Origin of the sequence: Paenibacillus sp. GCM10027628, assembly GCF_042676385.1 — a bacterium.
Classification (GTDB): domain Bacteria; phylum Bacillota; class Bacilli; order Paenibacillales; family NBRC-103111; genus Paenibacillus_E.
This window is the reverse complement of record NZ_JBHTHA010000031.1, coordinates 28,616-43,637: the sequence shown is the minus strand read 5'-3', so window position 1 is coordinate 43,637 and position 15,022 is coordinate 28,616. Positions and strand designations below refer to the sequence as shown.

Below are 15,022 nucleotides of genomic sequence, written 5' to 3'. Positions count from 1 at the left end.
TGGGATGAAGATAATGATGAACAAATGGGTTGTGATGGATGGACAGCAGGCAGGTCTATTCATTATAGCCCTTTCTTTTTACATGTTGTATGGATCTGAATTTATGGCAAAATTGTTAACGATTGGTGAAAAAAAGCAACCTTTTCTCGGTAACTACGTCTAATTGAACGTGGCCAATGAAGGGAAGGGTTATTTGCCGTTCCTCCAGCTGCTTGTTGTTGAGCGCCCGCGGCCCGCAGCTTTACCCTAAACAAACCTTGAAGGAGTCAGAGCATGAAAACGCAAAGAAAAGAGTTCTCCGTGCTGCTAGCGTTTCTCGTCTTTCTAGCCAGCACTTTAGCAGCACCAGCCGCACACGCGGTATCGGCAAGTTCGTCCTTAATTTTACTTTATATTGATAAGTCGGATGCTTTCGTGAACCAGGATCAAATTCAATTGGATTCTCCGGCTACCATTATTAATGGCAGCACCTTCGTTCCGGCCAAATTTCTCGGAGATACGATGAAATTCAAGGTGGAGTGGAACGACGCGACGCGCACGATCCAGATGGCGCCTCCAGGTTATAATATCGTTCTGGACGTTGATCATAAGACGGTAACTACGAATGGCGTGGACACTCCTTTCGATACGGTTGCCGCGATTGTGAACGGTAAATTACTCGTGAAGCTGACTTGGCTTGCCGACTATATGGGCGCTAAATATACATACAACGAAGAACTGCGCCGTGTGGAAATTGTGAGTCTCCCTACACCGGAAGGCATCTATATCGACCAGGACAGCAACTCCAGACCTGTTGCCAAATTTACGACGGCGAAGCCGACATACCGGCTTGGGGAGCCTGTGAAGTACATTGATCTGAGTTACGATCCCGATGCGGAAGGCATTGCTTCTTACGAGTGGGTTGGGAATAAAGAAGCGTTTTTCAAGCCAGGCAAATATCCGGTATCGCTCAAGGTATCCGATCGTCATGGACATGTGAGTCAATTGTTCCAAAGCTTTGTGACGGTTACGGATGAGCCGTATTTGAGCGAGGTGGAATACCCGATTTATATGAAGCCTGTGGGCGGATTTATTAAGTCCGATTGGGGAACGATTTGGTCTCATTTTAATCAAATGCCTGCGATACCTAAGAAAGTAACCGAAGTTAACGATCGTAAGCTGCTGGTGAGCGATAGTCCGGAGGAATTTACGGAAAAAGGCATTTTGTACCAGGATACAATCAACGGTAAAGCCAGATTATATGCCGATCATGTTAATGGTACGAAGCAAAAAATGACGATGGCGATTTTCGCTACGAATAACAGCGATAAGCCGGTGACGATCCAAACGACGAACAAAGGCGAGGTCTATCCTTCCGTGTATGCCAACTTGATCGGCAGCGAAGCTTCGGTAGATTTCTTATTGAACAATGTTTACGATCAAAAGTTGACTGTGCCTCCACATCAAACTTATGTGTATGCGAAGCTGCCTGACTTCTATCCGGGCCAGGGCGTTAATCTGTTCTATGATGTGGAAACGGATGGCGAGCTGCAAATGTCGTTCGGAGTAACGGATCAGAGACTGACGCCTACGACAGCGCAGGAGCTGCCTTTGCTAGCTTTTACTGGCCATGTACGGGGATCCTTCCCGGTATCTGAGCTTAAATGGGACATTGATGCATCGTCATTCACCAAGACATCCGTATTGACCATTGGCGATAATAAATCGGATCCGTTCGTCAAAGGTTATGACGTTATGCGCAAGCAAAACGTGGAGGACAGCGGTAACTACGGTGTCGTCTACAAAATTCACGCCAATAAGCCGCGCAAAATGGCTTTAATGATCATGGCGAAGGGCGGCGTCTTCAAAGGGCCGTTCAAAATTAACGGGGAGATCATACCGGTTCCGGCCTCCGGCGTCATTACCGCTTTCGATGGAATGGAAGTGTTGGCGCGGACGACGGGAACAGAGGATGCGCTAGATATCGAGTTTACGCCGCCGGCGGGCTCGGCATTCCCGATTGATCTGATTTTCTACCCGTTGGATGAGAAGAAATAGGTAATAGACATCACCGTCAAATAAAAAAACACTGACCTCTGCGAGCTGCAGAATGTCAGTGTTTTTGTCGTTTATACGCGCTCGATGACTTTGTCGATGAGTCCGTATTCTACCGCTTCATGAGCGCTCATGAAGTTGTCGCGGTCGGTATCTTTCTCGATGCGTTCGAATGTTTGACCTGTCCGCTCAGCAAGGATCTTATTCAGGTTGTCTCTCATTTTCAAGATGCGCTTCGCGCGAATCTCGATGTCGGAAGCCTGACCTTCCGCGCCGCCGAGCGGCTGGTGAATCATGACTTCGCTGTTAGGCAGCGCAAAGCGTTTGCCTTTGGCGCCTGCAGTCAGCAGGAAAGCGCCCATGGAAGCGGCCATACCGACGCAGATTGTGGACACGTCCGGTTTAATAAACTGCATGGTGTCGAAGATCGCCATGCCGGCTGTGATCGAGCCGCCCGGGCTGTTGATGTAGAGGCTGATATCTTTATCAGGATCTTGTGCGGCCAGGAAAAGCAGCTGGGCAATGATTGAATTGGCTACAACATCGTTAACGCCTGTACCGAGGAAGATGATGCGGTCCTTCAGCAGACGGGAGTAAATGTCGTACCCTCTTTCACCGCGCGCGTCCTGTTCTACGACCATAGGGATAAAACTCATGAGAATTACCTCCTTCAATGGGTAAATGGTTCAAATGGTGGATCTATATACTTTTAACAGTATCTACAAGTATGATAACGAAAAAACATCGAAAGGTCAAGAAAGGTCAAACTTGCAATAAAAAAAATCAGTTTCGCAACTGATTTCGTTCTGTAAGAACGCGCCCGAAGGGAATCGAACCCCTATCTCAGGCTCCGGAGGCCTACGTCATATCCATTGGACCACGGGCGCAAAGTAAATTTTTAAGTGAAGCAAGGGTTATTATATGACAGCTGCACGAAAAAAGCAAGACTGCAAACCCTTACAGTCCAATTTGCCGAAAAAGTTTGAACAAATGTTGAATCTCGGTGAGTTATTGGTTATAATGTGCTTGTAAGGCAATTTTTTTTCGCCCGGGTGGGACGCAAAATGTATACCCGGGACATAAAACGTCCATCAATTGGAGCAGGAGCGTTGTTACCGTCATTATGAGAGAAATTCTTGACATTCAAAAACAGCTCTTGCCGGATTTAATGGACATCATGAAGAAGCGCTATTCGATCCTGCAGCATATTCTCGTTTCCGGTGTAGTCGGAAGAAGAACATTAGCTTCTTCGCTGGACATGACGGAACGTGTGCTACGCGGCGAAGTGGATTTCCTCAAGGAGCAAGGATTGCTCGAAACCGATGCAACAGGTATGAAGATCAGTGAATCCGGCCGCAGGCTGCTTGAAGCGATGGAGCCCATTATTAAAATGGCTTTTGGCTTGAGCGACTTGGAGGAAAGCATCCGCAAAGCGTTCGGGATCTCTCAAGTCATCGTAGTCCCGGGAGACTCCGACACTTCAACCTTTGCCAAGATTGAGCTCGGGCGAGCGGGCGCGGCAGCATTGCGCAGATATGTAGCCAAGGACGATATTATCGCAGTAACGGGCGGTTCGACCATGGCACAGATTGCGAACAACCTGGCCATTTCATCGAAGATGAAAGGAAGTTGGTTCGTTCCGGCGCGAGGCGGGCTTGGGGAAAGCGTGGATATGCAGGCGAACACGATTGCTTCCATTATGGCCAAGAAGACAGGCGGCAAATACCGGCTGCTGCATGTACCGGACCACCTTGGAGAAGAAGCGTACCAATCGCTGATTCAAGATCCTCAAATTCAGGAAGTTGTCGATGCCGTGCGCAGTTGTCGCATCGTTGTACACGGAATCGGAGATGCTATGGTCATGGCACGCAGGCGCAAAGTCGACGCTGAAACAACGCGGAGATTACAAGAGGATGGCGCTTTGGCTGAGGCGTTCGGGTATTATTTTGACCGGCAAGGGAATGTCGTTCACAAAATGCCGACCGTTGGACTCAGGTTGGAAGACCTTCAACGCATCGAGGTCGTTATCGGCGTGGCCGGCGGCAAGAGCAAAGGAGAGGCGATCGCTTCCGTACTTCGTCACGGGCAGGAAGATGTGCTGGTGACAGACGAGGCAGCGGCGCACGAAATTATGAAGCATGTAGAGCTTTGACATCATGACGTGTGTCTCCTGTAGACATCGTCTTGAAATATATAATATTTTTTAACTATTAGGAGGAATTCGCTATGGTAAAAGTAGGTATTAACGGTTTCGGACGTATCGGACGTAACGTGTTTCGTGCAGCTTTGAACAGCTCTGAAGTGCAAATCGTTGCAGTCAACGATTTGACAGATGTAAAAACTTTGGCTCACTTGCTGAAATACGACTCAACTCACGGTAAACTTGACGCTACAGTTGAAGCTGGCGAAGGCGAACTGATCGTTAACGGTCGTTCCATCAAAGTATTCGCTGAGCGCGACCCTGGAAACCTTCCTTGGGCATCTGTTGGCGCAGAAATCGTTGTAGAATCTACTGGTATTTTCACAGCGAAAGAAAAAGCTTCCCTTCACTTGAAAGGCGGCGCTAAGAAAGTTATTATCTCCGCTCCGGCAACTGACGAAGATATCACGATCGTCCTTGGCGTTAACGAAGATAAATACGATCCGGCAGCTCATACAGTAATCTCCAATGCTTCTTGTACGACTAACTGCTTGGCTCCATTCGCAAAAGTAATCAACGATAGCTTCGGTATCGTAAAAGGTATGATGACAACTGTTCACTCCTACACGAATGACCAGTCCGTTCTTGACCTGCCGCACAAAGACCTTCGTCGTGCTCGCGCAGCAGCTGAGAACATCATTCCTTCCAGCACGGGCGCAGCAAAAGCAATCGGTCTGGTTCTGCCTGAGTTGAAAGGCAAACTGAACGGTATGTCAATGCGCGTACCTACACCTAACGTTTCCGTAACTGACCTGGTTGTAGAGACTAAAGTTAACGTAACTGTTGATGAAGTAAACGCAGCATTGCAAAAAGCAGCTAACGGTTCTTTGAAAGGCATCTTGAACTACACGGATGCTCCGCTTGTATCAAGCGACTTCAACGGCGACCCAGCTTCCTCCACAATCGATGCTCTGTCCACAATGGTAGTTGGCGACAACATGCTGAAAGTGGTTTCCTGGTACGATAACGAGTGGGGCTACTCCAACCGCGTTGTTGACCTTGCAGCTTTCATCGCAAGCAAAGGCCTGTAATTCATAAACAAACACCCATAAAGAGGAGAAGCGATTCTCCTCTTTATGTTCGATTTCACGTATAATGAAGTTGTTTAAAATCGCCTCGGGAGGGTCTGTTGCATGAATAAGAAAAGTGTTCGCGATGTTGAAGTGGCAGGGAAAAGAGTGTTTGTTCGCGTTGATTTCAACGTACCTTTGGAAAATGGTAAAATCACAGACGATACGCGTATTAGAGAGACGCTGCCTACAATCAAATTTTTGATTGAAAAAGGTGCGAAAGTGATCCTGGCGAGTCACCTTGGCCGTCCAAAAGGTCAAGCTGTAGAAGAGCTTCGCTTGACTCCAGTTGCTGTAAGACTATCGGAGCTGCTTGGCAAGCCTGTTGTGAAAGCTGATGAAGCCATCGGCGAAACGGTGAAAGCTCAAGTAGCTGCGCTGCAAAACGGCGAAGTTTTGCTGCTCGAAAACGTTCGTTTTTACGAAGGCGAAGAGAAGAACGATCCCGCTTTGGCGCAAGCTTTTGCTGAATTGGCTGACCTGTATGTGAACGATGCATTTGGTGCGGCTCACCGTGCCCACGCTTCCACAGAAGGCATCGCGCATCACCTTCCAGCTGTATCAGGCTTACTGATGGAGAAAGAGCTGGACGTGCTCGGCAAAGCGCTGAACAATCCGGAGCGTCCTTTCACGGCTATCGTCGGCGGCGCGAAAGTAAAAGACAAAATCGACGTCATTAACAACCTCTTGAACATCGCAGACAACATCATCATTGGTGGCGGCCTGTCCTATACGTTCCTCAAAGCACAAGGCTACGAGATCGGTAAATCCCTGGTAGATAACGAGAAATTGGATTTGGCGCTGAGCTTCATCGCGAAAGCGAAAGAAAAAGGCGTGAATTTCCTGCTTCCAGTGGATATCGTAGTTGCTGACAAATTCGGTGCAGACGCGAATACACAAATCGTCGGCGTTGACGGCATTCCTGCTGAGTGGGAAGGTATCGACATCGGACCTAAAACGCGTGAGATTTATGCAGACGCGATCGCTAAATCGAAGCTTGTTGTTTGGAACGGACCTATGGGCGTATTCGAAATCGAGCCATTCTCCCACGGAACTCGCGCTGTAGCAGAAGCTTGCGCTACGGCATCCGGTTATACGGTAATTGGCGGCGGAGACTCCGCAGCGGCAGCTGAGAAATTCCATTTGGCTGATAAAATGGATCACATCTCCACAGGCGGCGGCGCTTCCCTTGAATTCATGGAAGGCAAAGCATTGCCGGGCGTTGTGGCCCTGAACGACAAATAATTTTTAAGCTAAGGAGGCGTACAAATGAGTAGAAAACCTATTATCGCGGGTAACTGGAAAATGTTCAAAACCGTTTCCGAAGCGGTGAGCTTCGTGAACGAAGTAAAAGGTAAAGCAGAAGTAGACGGCGTGGAGAGCGTAATCTGCGCTCCATACACGAACCTTCCAGCTCTTGTTGAAGCTGTTAAAGGCACGACCCTGCACGTTGGCGCACAGAATCTTCACTTTGAAGACAATGGCGCTTACACGGGCGAAATCAGCGGCGTAATGCTGAAAGAGCTTGGCGTCGAGTATGTAATTATCGGACATTCCGAGCGCAGAGCTTACTTCGCTGAAACCGATGAGATCGTAAATAAAAAAGTCGTAGCGGCGTTCAAACACGGCTTAACCCCGATCGTCTGCGTAGGCGAAAAGCTCGAAGAGCGCGAAGCGGGTCAAACCAAAGACGTTTGCAAAGTGCAAACGGAAGCGGCTTTCCAAGGCCTTAGCGCAGAGCAAGCGGCGCAAGTCGTTATCGCTTATGAGCCAATCTGGGCGATTGGCACCGGCAAGTCCTCCACGGCAGCGGATGCGCAAGACGTTATCGGTTACATCCGTCAGCTCGTGAGCGGCTTGTACGGCGCGTCCGTCGCTGATGCGGTTCGCATCCAATACGGCGGCAGCGTGAAGCCGAACAACATTGCTGAGTACATGACTCAACCAGACATTGACGGTGCGCTTGTAGGCGGAGCAAGCCTGGAGTCTGCTTCCTACATCCAACTCGTCGAGGGGGCGAAGTAAGATGTCCAGACCGAAACCGGTAGCGCTGATCATTCTGGACGGCTTCGGGCTTCGCTCGGAAGAGCAGGGCAACGCCGTTGCTCATGCGAAAAAGCCAAATTACGACCGTTACTGGTCGACTTATCCACATACAACCTTAATTGCAAGCGGTGAAGCTGTAGGTTTGCCGGAAGGCCAGATGGGGAATTCTGAAGTAGGACACTTGAACATCGGTGCAGGCCGCACCGTATATCAGGACCTGACCCGTATTTCCAAATCGATTCGTGATGGCGAATTCTACGACAATGAAACGCTGCTAGGCGCTGTGCGTCATGCGAAAACGAACGGCAAAAAGCTTCACCTTTACGGATTGCTTTCCGATGGCGGCGTACATAGCCACATCCAACATTTGTTCGCTTTGCTTGACTTGGCCAAGAAAGAGCAGTTCGACGAAGTATATATCCACGCTTTTCTGGACGGTCGCGATGTAGCACCGGATTCCGCGAAGAAGTACATGGAGAGCTTGCTGAACAAAATCGCCGAAGTCGGCGTAGGTAAAATCGCTACAGTTCAAGGCCGCTATTATGCAATGGACCGCGACAAACGCTGGGAGCGTACGGAGAAATCCTACCGCGCCATGGTTTATGGCGAAGGCCCGGCATACACCGATCCGATGCAAGCGATTATCGAATCTTATGAAAAATCCGTATTCGACGAATTCGTGATGCCGACGGTTATCACTAGCGAAGACGGCAAGCCGGTAGGACTTGTGGAGTCCGGAGACGCTGTGGTGTTCTTCAACTTCCGTCCTGACCGTGCGATCCAGCTTTCGCAAGTATTTACGAATGAAGATTTCCGTGGTTTTGATCGCGGAGACAAAGCGCCTAAAGGCTTATACTACGTATGTCTGACACTGTTCAGTGAATCTGTAGACGGCTTTGTCGCGTATAAACCGAAAGATTTGGACAACACGCTCGGCGAGGTACTGGCTCAGAACAACTTGAAACAGCTGCGCATTGCCGAGACGGAAAAATATCCGCACGTAACCTTCTTTTTTAGCGGTGGTCGTGATGTTGAGCTTCCCGGTGAAACTCGGATTCTCATCCCATCACCGAAAGTGGCGACGTATGACCTGCAGCCTGAGATGAGTGCTTACGAAGTAGCGGACGCTGCCGTGAAAGAGATTGAAGCGGAGCGCCAAGACGTCATCATCTTAAACTTTGCGAATCCGGACATGGTCGGACACTCCGGGCTTCTGGAGCCGACAGTGAAAGCGATCGAAGCTACCGACGAGTGCTTAGGCAGGGTTGTAGAAGCTGTTCTGGCCAAAGGCGGCGTGGTCTGCATCACAGCCGATCATGGTAACGCTGATGTAGTTACGAATCCGGACGGCACTCGTAACACCGCCCATACGACAAATCCCGTGCCTTTCATTGTGACGGACAAATCTGTTACACTAAGAGATGGCGGAATTTTGGCAGATATTGCTCCTACGATGCTCGACTTCCTGCAAGTGAAGCAACCGGAGCAAATGACGGGTTCCACAATTATTAAACGGTAATGTTTTAATAAGAATCACCATATTTTAAAAGGAGTGTAGCAAACGATGACAATTATTTCCGATGTTTATGCACGCGAAGTCCTGGACTCCCGCGGTAACCCAACTGTTGAGGTAGAAGTGTACCTCGAATCCGGCGCTTTCGGCCGTGCAATCGTTCCTTCAGGCGCTTCCACAGGCGCATACGAAGCTGTTGAGCTTCGTGACGGTGACAAAGGCCGTTACCTCGGTAAAGGCGTTCTGAAAGCCGTTGACAACGTTAACGAAATCATCGCTCCAGAAATTATCGGTCTGGACGCTCTTGATCAAGTCGGCATCGACAACAAAATGATCGAGCTTGACGGAACTCCTAACAAAGCCAAATTAGGCGCTAATGCAATTCTTGCGGTTTCCATGGCAGTGGCTCGCGCAGCTGCTGACGCTTTGGACGTGCCTTTGTACGTATACCTTGGCGGATTCAACGCGAAAACATTGCCGGTTCCAATGATGAACATCATCAACGGCGGCGCGCATGCGGATAACAACGTAGACGTGCAAGAGTTCATGGTTCTGCCGGTTGGCGCACCTACATTCAAAGAAGCTCTTCGCGTTGGCGCAGAGATTTTCCATAGCTTGAAATCCGTTCTGAAAGAAAAAGGCCTGAACACAGCAGTTGGTGACGAAGGCGGTTTCGCACCTAACTTCACATCCAACGAAGAAGCTCTTACTACAATCATCACAGCGATTGAAAAAGCAGGCTACAAACCAGGCGAAGATGTATTCCTGGGTATGGACGTTGCTTCCACAGAGTTCTTCAAAGATGGTAAATACCACCTTGAAGGCGAAGGCAAATCCTACACACCTGCTGAGTTTGTAGAATTCCTGTCCGCGTGGGTTGACAAATACCCAATCATTACCATCGAAGACGGCTGCTCCGAAGACGATTGGGAAGGTTGGAAATTGCTCACTGAGAAACTGGGCAAAAAAGTTCAACTCGTTGGTGACGACCTGTTCGTTACAAACACATCCCGTCTGTCCACAGGTATCGAGCAAGGTATCGGTAACTCCATTCTGGTTAAAGTTAACCAAATCGGAACGCTTACTGAGACTTTCGATGCGATTGAAATGGCGAAACGCGCTGGTTACACAGCGGTTATCTCCCACCGTTCCGGTGAGAGCGAAGACAGCACAATCGCTGACATCGCAGTTGCTACGAACGCAGGCCAAATCAAAACTGGTGCTCCATCCCGTACGGACCGCGTAGCGAAGTACAACCAATTGCTTCGCATCGAAGACGAGCTGCACTCCGTAGCTCAATATGCAGGCAAAAAAGCATTTTACAACTTGAGAAACTTCAAGTAAGAATAAACGTAGTATATAACTAAATACACAACCGAGAGGGGATCACGGCAATGAGCAACTGGTTGAAGACTATTTTATTTATAATAGGTTCAGCGCTGCTAACACACTTGCCGCTGATCCCCTCTTCTTTTTTCCGCAATCTCGATACGATGGTGCATGAGTTTGGTCATGCTGTTGTGACGCTGGCACTATCCGGCAAGGTTATGTACATTGAATTGTACGCCGACCATAGCGGAGTGACGTACTCGTCGATCACGAAATCGTGGGCAGTGCTCCCTGTTTCATTAGCCGGGTACTTCACGGCTTCCCTGTTTGCATGGTTTTTGTTTTCGGCTTATTCGAGAGGGAAACAAAGGCTTGGCCTGCAGATCATGACGGTGCTCGCAGTCCTTTCGTTGGTGCTCTTCGTCCGGAACATGTTCGGCGTAACCTGGTTGATCGGCTTTATCGTGCTGACCATACTCGTGTTGGCCTTGACGCCAAAATGGCTTCGTGATTTTTATTACTTACTGGTCGCTTTTATTTGCTTGGAGGAATCGGTTTTCGGTCCGTTCTCCTTAATCGTCTATGCAGTGCAAAATGCACGCAGGGCCGGCGATGCGACAAATCTGGCGCTGCAAACGGGCGTTCCAGCCGTTGTATGGGCGGTCATCTTCACACTTTTCGCGTTATGGTGCGCGAAGCAAGCCGTGCAGGCATTTCTTGGGCGTAAAAAAGGATCTAGAGCGCCAAGAACGCAAACATCGGTTCCAACCTTTCGGGATTAATGGGGGATTCCCCCTTTTCTTGTAATCTAGGACAAACTGTGCTAAAATACTTAGTGCTAGTTGTATAAGCAAAGAACAGGCAATTGGGGTGCTAACATGGTAATCTTTATGAAGGTTTTGTTGATCATAGCTTCGATCGGATTAATTTGCGTTGTACTACTGCAAAAAGGTAAAAGTGCAGGCTTGTCCGGTGCCATCTCCGGCGGTGCTGAGCACCTGTTCGGTAAGCAAAAGGCGCGCGGTTTGGAATTATTTTTGTCCCGTTTTACGATGGGGCTTGCCGCTGCATTTTTCATTCTCTCGATTGTCGTAGCATACGTAGTGAAAGGCTAACACACATAAAACGATAACAGCAGGGGAACTCTACTCCTGCTGTTTTTTCTTTTTACACAGCCATTCACCCATGTTAGGAGTTGGACGACATCGAAGAGCGAATTTACAAATCAACCGACCCTTTCTTTTGGCTAGGCAGTGGAACGAATCGGGATATGGGCATTTTGATGGTGCATGGATTCACAGGATCGCCTTCGGAATTCAGGCGAATCGGTTATTTGATGCAGGATCAGGGATACACCGTCAACGCGGTAAGGTTACCGGGACATGGGACAACACCCGAGGAAATGATGCGTACCGGATGGACGGATTGGTATGGGCATGTGCTGGAGAGTTTTGACTCGCTTGCAGCCATTTGCAAGAGCGTAGTCGTGATGGGACATTCGATGGGAGGCCTGCTGGCGTTGAAACTGGCTGTAGAACGTCAGACAGCAGGTATAGTATCGCTGGCAACACCAATTTTTCTGGCGACTAGGAAGATCGTGCTCGCGGCACTACTTCAACATTTCATTGATTATATGGAAAAGAAACCCAAAAACAACCCCACTTTGTTAGATGAGTCATGTGCGTATACCAAAACGCCGATTCGTTGCGTCGTTAGTTTGCGTAAACTATTAAAACAGGTGAAGGGCCTGCTGCCCCAAGTAGATGCCCCGATATGGATCGGCCAAGGAACGAGAGATGCTGTTGTGCTGCACGAAAGTGCCGAATACTTACATCAACAGACTCGATCCAGAGTTAAAGAAATTCATTACTACCCGCAGTCATCGCACGGTATGCTGCTGGATCAAGAGCGAGAGCAAATCTATGCAGATATTTCTTCGTTTATCCAATCCCTTCAGATGGCATACTGTGAAGTAAGGGAACCTGGTGCAGCGGCGGAATATAGCTAGGCTCAACAACAACGAGAAGGTGAAGAGATTATGATTACAGATAAAGAGATATTAAGTTTTATGCAAGAAACGGCTTATAAGCCGATGACGTATCAAGAGCTTGAAAAGCATTTTGGCATTGGAAACGCGAATGATTTTAAGGAATTTTTGAAAATTTTGAATCAGCTGGAACAGGACGGACTCATTCTGCGCACTCGCAATGACCGGTATGGCGTACCGGAACGGATGAATTTAATTAGAGGCAAGCTCCAGGCGCATGCCAAAGGATTCGGTTTCCTCATCCCCGACGATCGGGAGCACCCGGACGTGTATATTCATGCGAACGATATGAACACGGCGATGAACGGCGATATGATTTTTGTGCGGATTACGTCTAAAAGCCAGGCCGGAGGCCGGATGGAAGGCGAAGTTGTCCGCGTCATCAGCCGCGCAAACACGCAGATTGTGGGAACTTTTCAGAGCCAGGAAACCTATGCATTTGTCATTCCGGATGATAAGCGGGTTTCGCGGGATATTTTCATCCCTCAGCATGCTTTTATGGGGGCGGTTACGGGCCAAAAGGTTGTGGTCAAGCTCGTTAGTTACCCGGAAGGGCGCGCTGCTGCGGAAGGTGAAGTCATTGAAATTCTGGGGCATAAAGACGACCCGGGTGTCGATATTTTGGCGATTGTTCGTAAATTCCAGCTGCCAGAGGCATTTCATGAGGAAGTGATCTTGGAGGCTGACGCGGCTCCGGATTCTATCACTGAGGAAGAGATTGTCGATCAGGGACGTCGGGATCTGCGGAATAAAAGAATTGTTACAATTGACGGCGAAGATGCCAAGGATCTGGATGATGCTGTCAATGTAGAGCGGCTAGAGAACGGAAATTACTTGCTGGGCGTTCATATTGCTGACGTTAGCTACTACGTACGCGAAGGTTCTGCTTTAGATCAAGAAGCGTATAACCGAGGGTGCTCGGTTTATTTGACGGATCGTGTAATTCCTATGCTGCCGCATCGGTTGTCTAACGGAATTTGTTCGCTTAATCCACGTGTGGATCGGTTGACGATGTCCTGCGAGATGGAGTTTGACGAGCAGTTGAACGTTGTTCGGCATGATATTTTTACAAGTGTAATTAAAACCAGTGAACGAATGACCTACACGAATGTGCGCAAACTGCTGACAGGCGAAGCTGAGCCTGAGATTGTGGAGCGCTACGAGTATCTGATGGATGACTTCAAGCTGATGGAAGAGCTGGCGATGAAGCTGCGCGGCAGACGGATGAAGCGCGGGGCGATTGATTTTGATTTTGAGGAGTCTAAAATCCTCGTCGATACCGAAGGCAAGCCAACGGATATTGTGAAAAGAGAACGTTCAATCGCCGAGATGATGATCGAAGAGTTCATGCTAGCGGCGAATGAAACCGTTGCAGAGCATTTTCATTGGTTAAAGGTTCCTTTCCTATATCGGATTCACGAGGATCCTGATGCTGAAAAATTGATGCATTTCATGGAGTTTATTACGAATTTCGGTTATGTCGTTCGGGGTAAAGGAAATACCGTGCATCCTCGCGCGCTTCAATCTTTGCTGGAAGAAATTAAAGATACGCCTGAAGAGACGGTTATTAGTAAGGTCATGCTTCGTTCGATGAAGCAGGCGCGGTACGATTCACAAAGTTTAGGCCATTTTGGTTTGGCGGCTGAATTTTACTCGCATTTCACATCGCCGATCCGTCGTTATCCGGATTTGATTATTCACCGTGTGATCCGCGAGGTGCTGACGAGCGGGGCTTTGTCGGATAAGCGTCATGAGTATTTGGGGTCGCGGATGGATGACATTGCTCGGCAGTCCTCGGAACGCGAGCGTGTTGCCGTTGAAGCTGAGCGCGAAACGGAGGCGCTGAAAAAAGCCGAATTCATGCTGGACAAAGTTGGCGAAGAATTCGAAGGGATTATTTCGAGCGTTACGAACTTTGGTATTTTCGTAGAACTGGATAATACCGTCGAGGGACTGATCCGTTTGAGCGATCTGACGGATGATTATTACCATTATCACGAGATGCAGCATGCGCTGATTGGTGAGCGTACGTCCCGTATCTACCGTATTGGCGATGGGGCCAAGGTTCGTGTGGCGCGCGTAAATATGGATGAGCGCACAGTTGATTTTGAGATGGTGGATATGAAGCCGCGTACCAACGGGAAACCGGGCTTTCTGCGTGGCGGCGATAAGCCCGGATTTAAAGGCCGCGGAGGTGGCGGAGATCGTGATCGCGGCCGCAACGGCGGCGGAGGTCGCGGAAAAGCGGGCGGATTTGTCGGCGGTGGCAAAGCCGGAGGTAAAGGTGGATCTGCTGCCTCGAAGGGGAAAGGTGGCAAAGGCAAAAGCGCAGCCAAGGGTGGAGGCAGTCTCACGGAGAGACTGCAGGCGGTCGGCGCCGGGCGAAGTGAGAGCGGCAGAGGCGGGAACGCAGATGGAGCGGGCAGGAATGAAGGTGCCAGAGGCGCTGGCGGCTACGGCGGCAGAGGCGGCCGTGGACAGGGCGAAGGCGCGCGAGGCGGACGCGGCGATGGCGGGAGAGCGAGCGACAGCGGCTTTGCCGGAGCTGGCGCGGAGCGTGGCGGCCGTGGCAAGCGCGGCCGCGGGGGCATTGCGCTAGGGGGCGAAGCCCTAGCGGGTGTTGGCGCCGGCCGCGAGAGTCGCGGCGCCGGCAGTGGAGCGCCCGCTGCGGGCAGCGCGGGCGGAAGCGATTGGGCGAGCGGCGTGAACGCGCTCGCCAAAGGCGGTCGCCGCCGCGGAACGGACGGCGGCGGTGGCGGCAGCAAGAAGCGGCGGAGATAATC

At 49.8% G+C, this 15,022-nt stretch carries 13 protein-coding genes and 1 tRNA gene; 12 read left to right on the top strand and 2 right to left on the bottom strand.

Features of this window, described 5'->3' with window-relative positions:
* Positions 1 to 13 precede the first annotated feature (13 nt).
* Together ACFQZT_RS20790 and ACFQZT_RS20785 are read left to right on the top strand one after the other, a co-directional pair.
* The gene (locus tag ACFQZT_RS20790; protein ID WP_379302763.1) at positions 14 to 163 is read left to right on the top strand and encodes a hypothetical protein; all 150 of its coding nucleotides are present in this window, start codon (positions 14 to 16) and stop codon (positions 161 to 163) included.
* Between the two features lie 110 nt (positions 164 to 273).
* Positions 274 to 2,037, top strand: a complete 1,764-nt coding sequence (locus ACFQZT_RS20785; protein WP_379302762.1) for a copper amine oxidase N-terminal domain-containing protein — start codon at positions 274 to 276, stop codon at positions 2,035 to 2,037.
* Between the two features lie 71 nt (positions 2,038 to 2,108).
* On the opposite strand, the gene clpP is transcribed toward ACFQZT_RS20785, so the two are convergent.
* The gene (clpP, locus tag ACFQZT_RS20780) at positions 2,109 to 2,690 is read right to left on the bottom strand and encodes an ATP-dependent Clp endopeptidase proteolytic subunit ClpP (RefSeq protein WP_379302761.1); all 582 of its coding nucleotides are present in this window, start codon (positions 2,688 to 2,690) and stop codon (positions 2,109 to 2,111) included.
* A 159-nt stretch (positions 2,691 to 2,849) separates the two neighbouring features.
* Positions 2,850 to 2,921 (bottom strand) — tRNA-Arg (locus ACFQZT_RS20775).
* A gap of 236 nt (positions 2,922 to 3,157) precedes the next feature.
* Here ACFQZT_RS20775 and ACFQZT_RS20770 point away from each other — a divergent pair.
* The 10 genes from ACFQZT_RS20770 to rnr all read left to right on the top strand — a co-directional run bounded on the left by ACFQZT_RS20770 (position 3,158) and on the right by rnr (position 15,020).
* A complete protein-coding gene (locus ACFQZT_RS20770; RefSeq protein ID WP_379302760.1) occupies positions 3,158 to 4,186 on the top strand; it encodes a sugar-binding transcriptional regulator in 1,029 nt (342 codons plus the stop codon).
* A 74-nt stretch (positions 4,187 to 4,260) separates the two neighbouring features.
* Positions 4,261 to 5,265, top strand: coding sequence for a type I glyceraldehyde-3-phosphate dehydrogenase (gap, locus tag ACFQZT_RS20765; RefSeq protein ID WP_379302759.1), 1,005 nt, complete (start codon positions 4,261 to 4,263; stop codon positions 5,263 to 5,265).
* 102 nt (positions 5,266 to 5,367) lie between these two features.
* A complete protein-coding gene (locus ACFQZT_RS20760; protein ID WP_379302758.1) occupies positions 5,368 to 6,549 on the top strand; it encodes a phosphoglycerate kinase in 1,182 nt (393 codons plus the stop codon).
* 24 nt (positions 6,550 to 6,573) lie between these two features.
* Complete coding sequence (gene tpiA, locus ACFQZT_RS20755; RefSeq protein ID WP_379302757.1) at positions 6,574 to 7,329, top strand: triose-phosphate isomerase; 756 nt, start codon at positions 6,574 to 6,576, stop codon at positions 7,327 to 7,329.
* 1 nt (position 7,330) lies between these two features.
* Entirely contained in the window at positions 7,331 to 8,869 is a 1,539-nt protein-coding gene (gpmI, locus tag ACFQZT_RS20750) for a 2,3-bisphosphoglycerate-independent phosphoglycerate mutase (protein WP_379302756.1), read from the top strand.
* A 45-nt stretch (positions 8,870 to 8,914) separates the two neighbouring features.
* Entirely contained in the window at positions 8,915 to 10,207 is a 1,293-nt protein-coding gene (eno, locus tag ACFQZT_RS20745; protein ID WP_379302755.1) for a phosphopyruvate hydratase, read from the top strand.
* Positions 10,208 to 10,257: 50 nt separating this feature from the next.
* Positions 10,258 to 10,974 carry a M50 family metallopeptidase gene (locus ACFQZT_RS20740; protein WP_379302754.1) on the top strand — a complete coding sequence of 239 codons (717 nt, stop codon included), beginning with the start codon at positions 10,258 to 10,260 and terminating at the stop codon, positions 10,972 to 10,974.
* A 96-nt stretch (positions 10,975 to 11,070) separates the two neighbouring features.
* Positions 11,071 to 11,307, top strand: coding sequence for a preprotein translocase subunit SecG (gene secG, locus ACFQZT_RS20735; protein WP_379302753.1), 237 nt, complete (start codon positions 11,071 to 11,073; stop codon positions 11,305 to 11,307).
* Positions 11,308 to 11,387: 80 nt separating this feature from the next.
* A complete protein-coding gene (locus tag ACFQZT_RS20730) occupies positions 11,388 to 12,200 on the top strand; it encodes an alpha/beta hydrolase (protein WP_379302752.1) in 813 nt (270 codons plus the stop codon).
* 30 nt (positions 12,201 to 12,230) lie between these two features.
* Positions 12,231 to 15,020: a ribonuclease R gene (gene rnr / locus ACFQZT_RS20725; RefSeq protein WP_379302751.1), complete on the top strand. Its 2,790-nt coding sequence runs from the start codon at positions 12,231 to 12,233 to the stop codon at positions 15,018 to 15,020.
* The last annotated feature ends 2 nt before the right edge of the window (positions 15,021 to 15,022 follow it).

What these genes read in the sequence shown, in the direction of transcription:
- ACFQZT_RS20790 (WP_379302763.1), top strand. Translation starts at nt 14, where the DNA reads ATGATGAACAAATGGGTTGTGATGGATGGACAGCAGGCAGGTCTATTC.
- ACFQZT_RS20785 (WP_379302762.1), top strand. Translation starts at nt 274, where the DNA reads ATGAAAACGCAAAGAAAAGAGTTCTCCGTGCTGCTAGCGTTTCTCGTC.
- clpP (WP_379302761.1), bottom strand. Translation starts at nt 2,690, where the DNA reads ATGAGTTTTATCCCTATGGTCGTAGAACAGGACGCGCGCGGTGAAAGA.
- ACFQZT_RS20770 (WP_379302760.1), top strand. Translation starts at nt 3,158, where the DNA reads ATGAGAGAAATTCTTGACATTCAAAAACAGCTCTTGCCGGATTTAATG.
- gap (WP_379302759.1), top strand. Translation starts at nt 4,261, where the DNA reads ATGGTAAAAGTAGGTATTAACGGTTTCGGACGTATCGGACGTAACGTG.
- ACFQZT_RS20760 (WP_379302758.1), top strand. Translation starts at nt 5,368, where the DNA reads ATGAATAAGAAAAGTGTTCGCGATGTTGAAGTGGCAGGGAAAAGAGTG.
- tpiA (WP_379302757.1), top strand. Translation starts at nt 6,574, where the DNA reads ATGAGTAGAAAACCTATTATCGCGGGTAACTGGAAAATGTTCAAAACC.
- gpmI (WP_379302756.1), top strand. Translation starts at nt 7,331, where the DNA reads ATGTCCAGACCGAAACCGGTAGCGCTGATCATTCTGGACGGCTTCGGG.
- eno (WP_379302755.1), top strand. Translation starts at nt 8,915, where the DNA reads ATGACAATTATTTCCGATGTTTATGCACGCGAAGTCCTGGACTCCCGC.
- ACFQZT_RS20740 (WP_379302754.1), top strand. Translation starts at nt 10,258, where the DNA reads ATGAGCAACTGGTTGAAGACTATTTTATTTATAATAGGTTCAGCGCTG.
- secG (WP_379302753.1), top strand. Translation starts at nt 11,071, where the DNA reads ATGGTAATCTTTATGAAGGTTTTGTTGATCATAGCTTCGATCGGATTA.
- rnr (WP_379302751.1), top strand. Translation starts at nt 12,231, where the DNA reads ATGATTACAGATAAAGAGATATTAAGTTTTATGCAAGAAACGGCTTAT.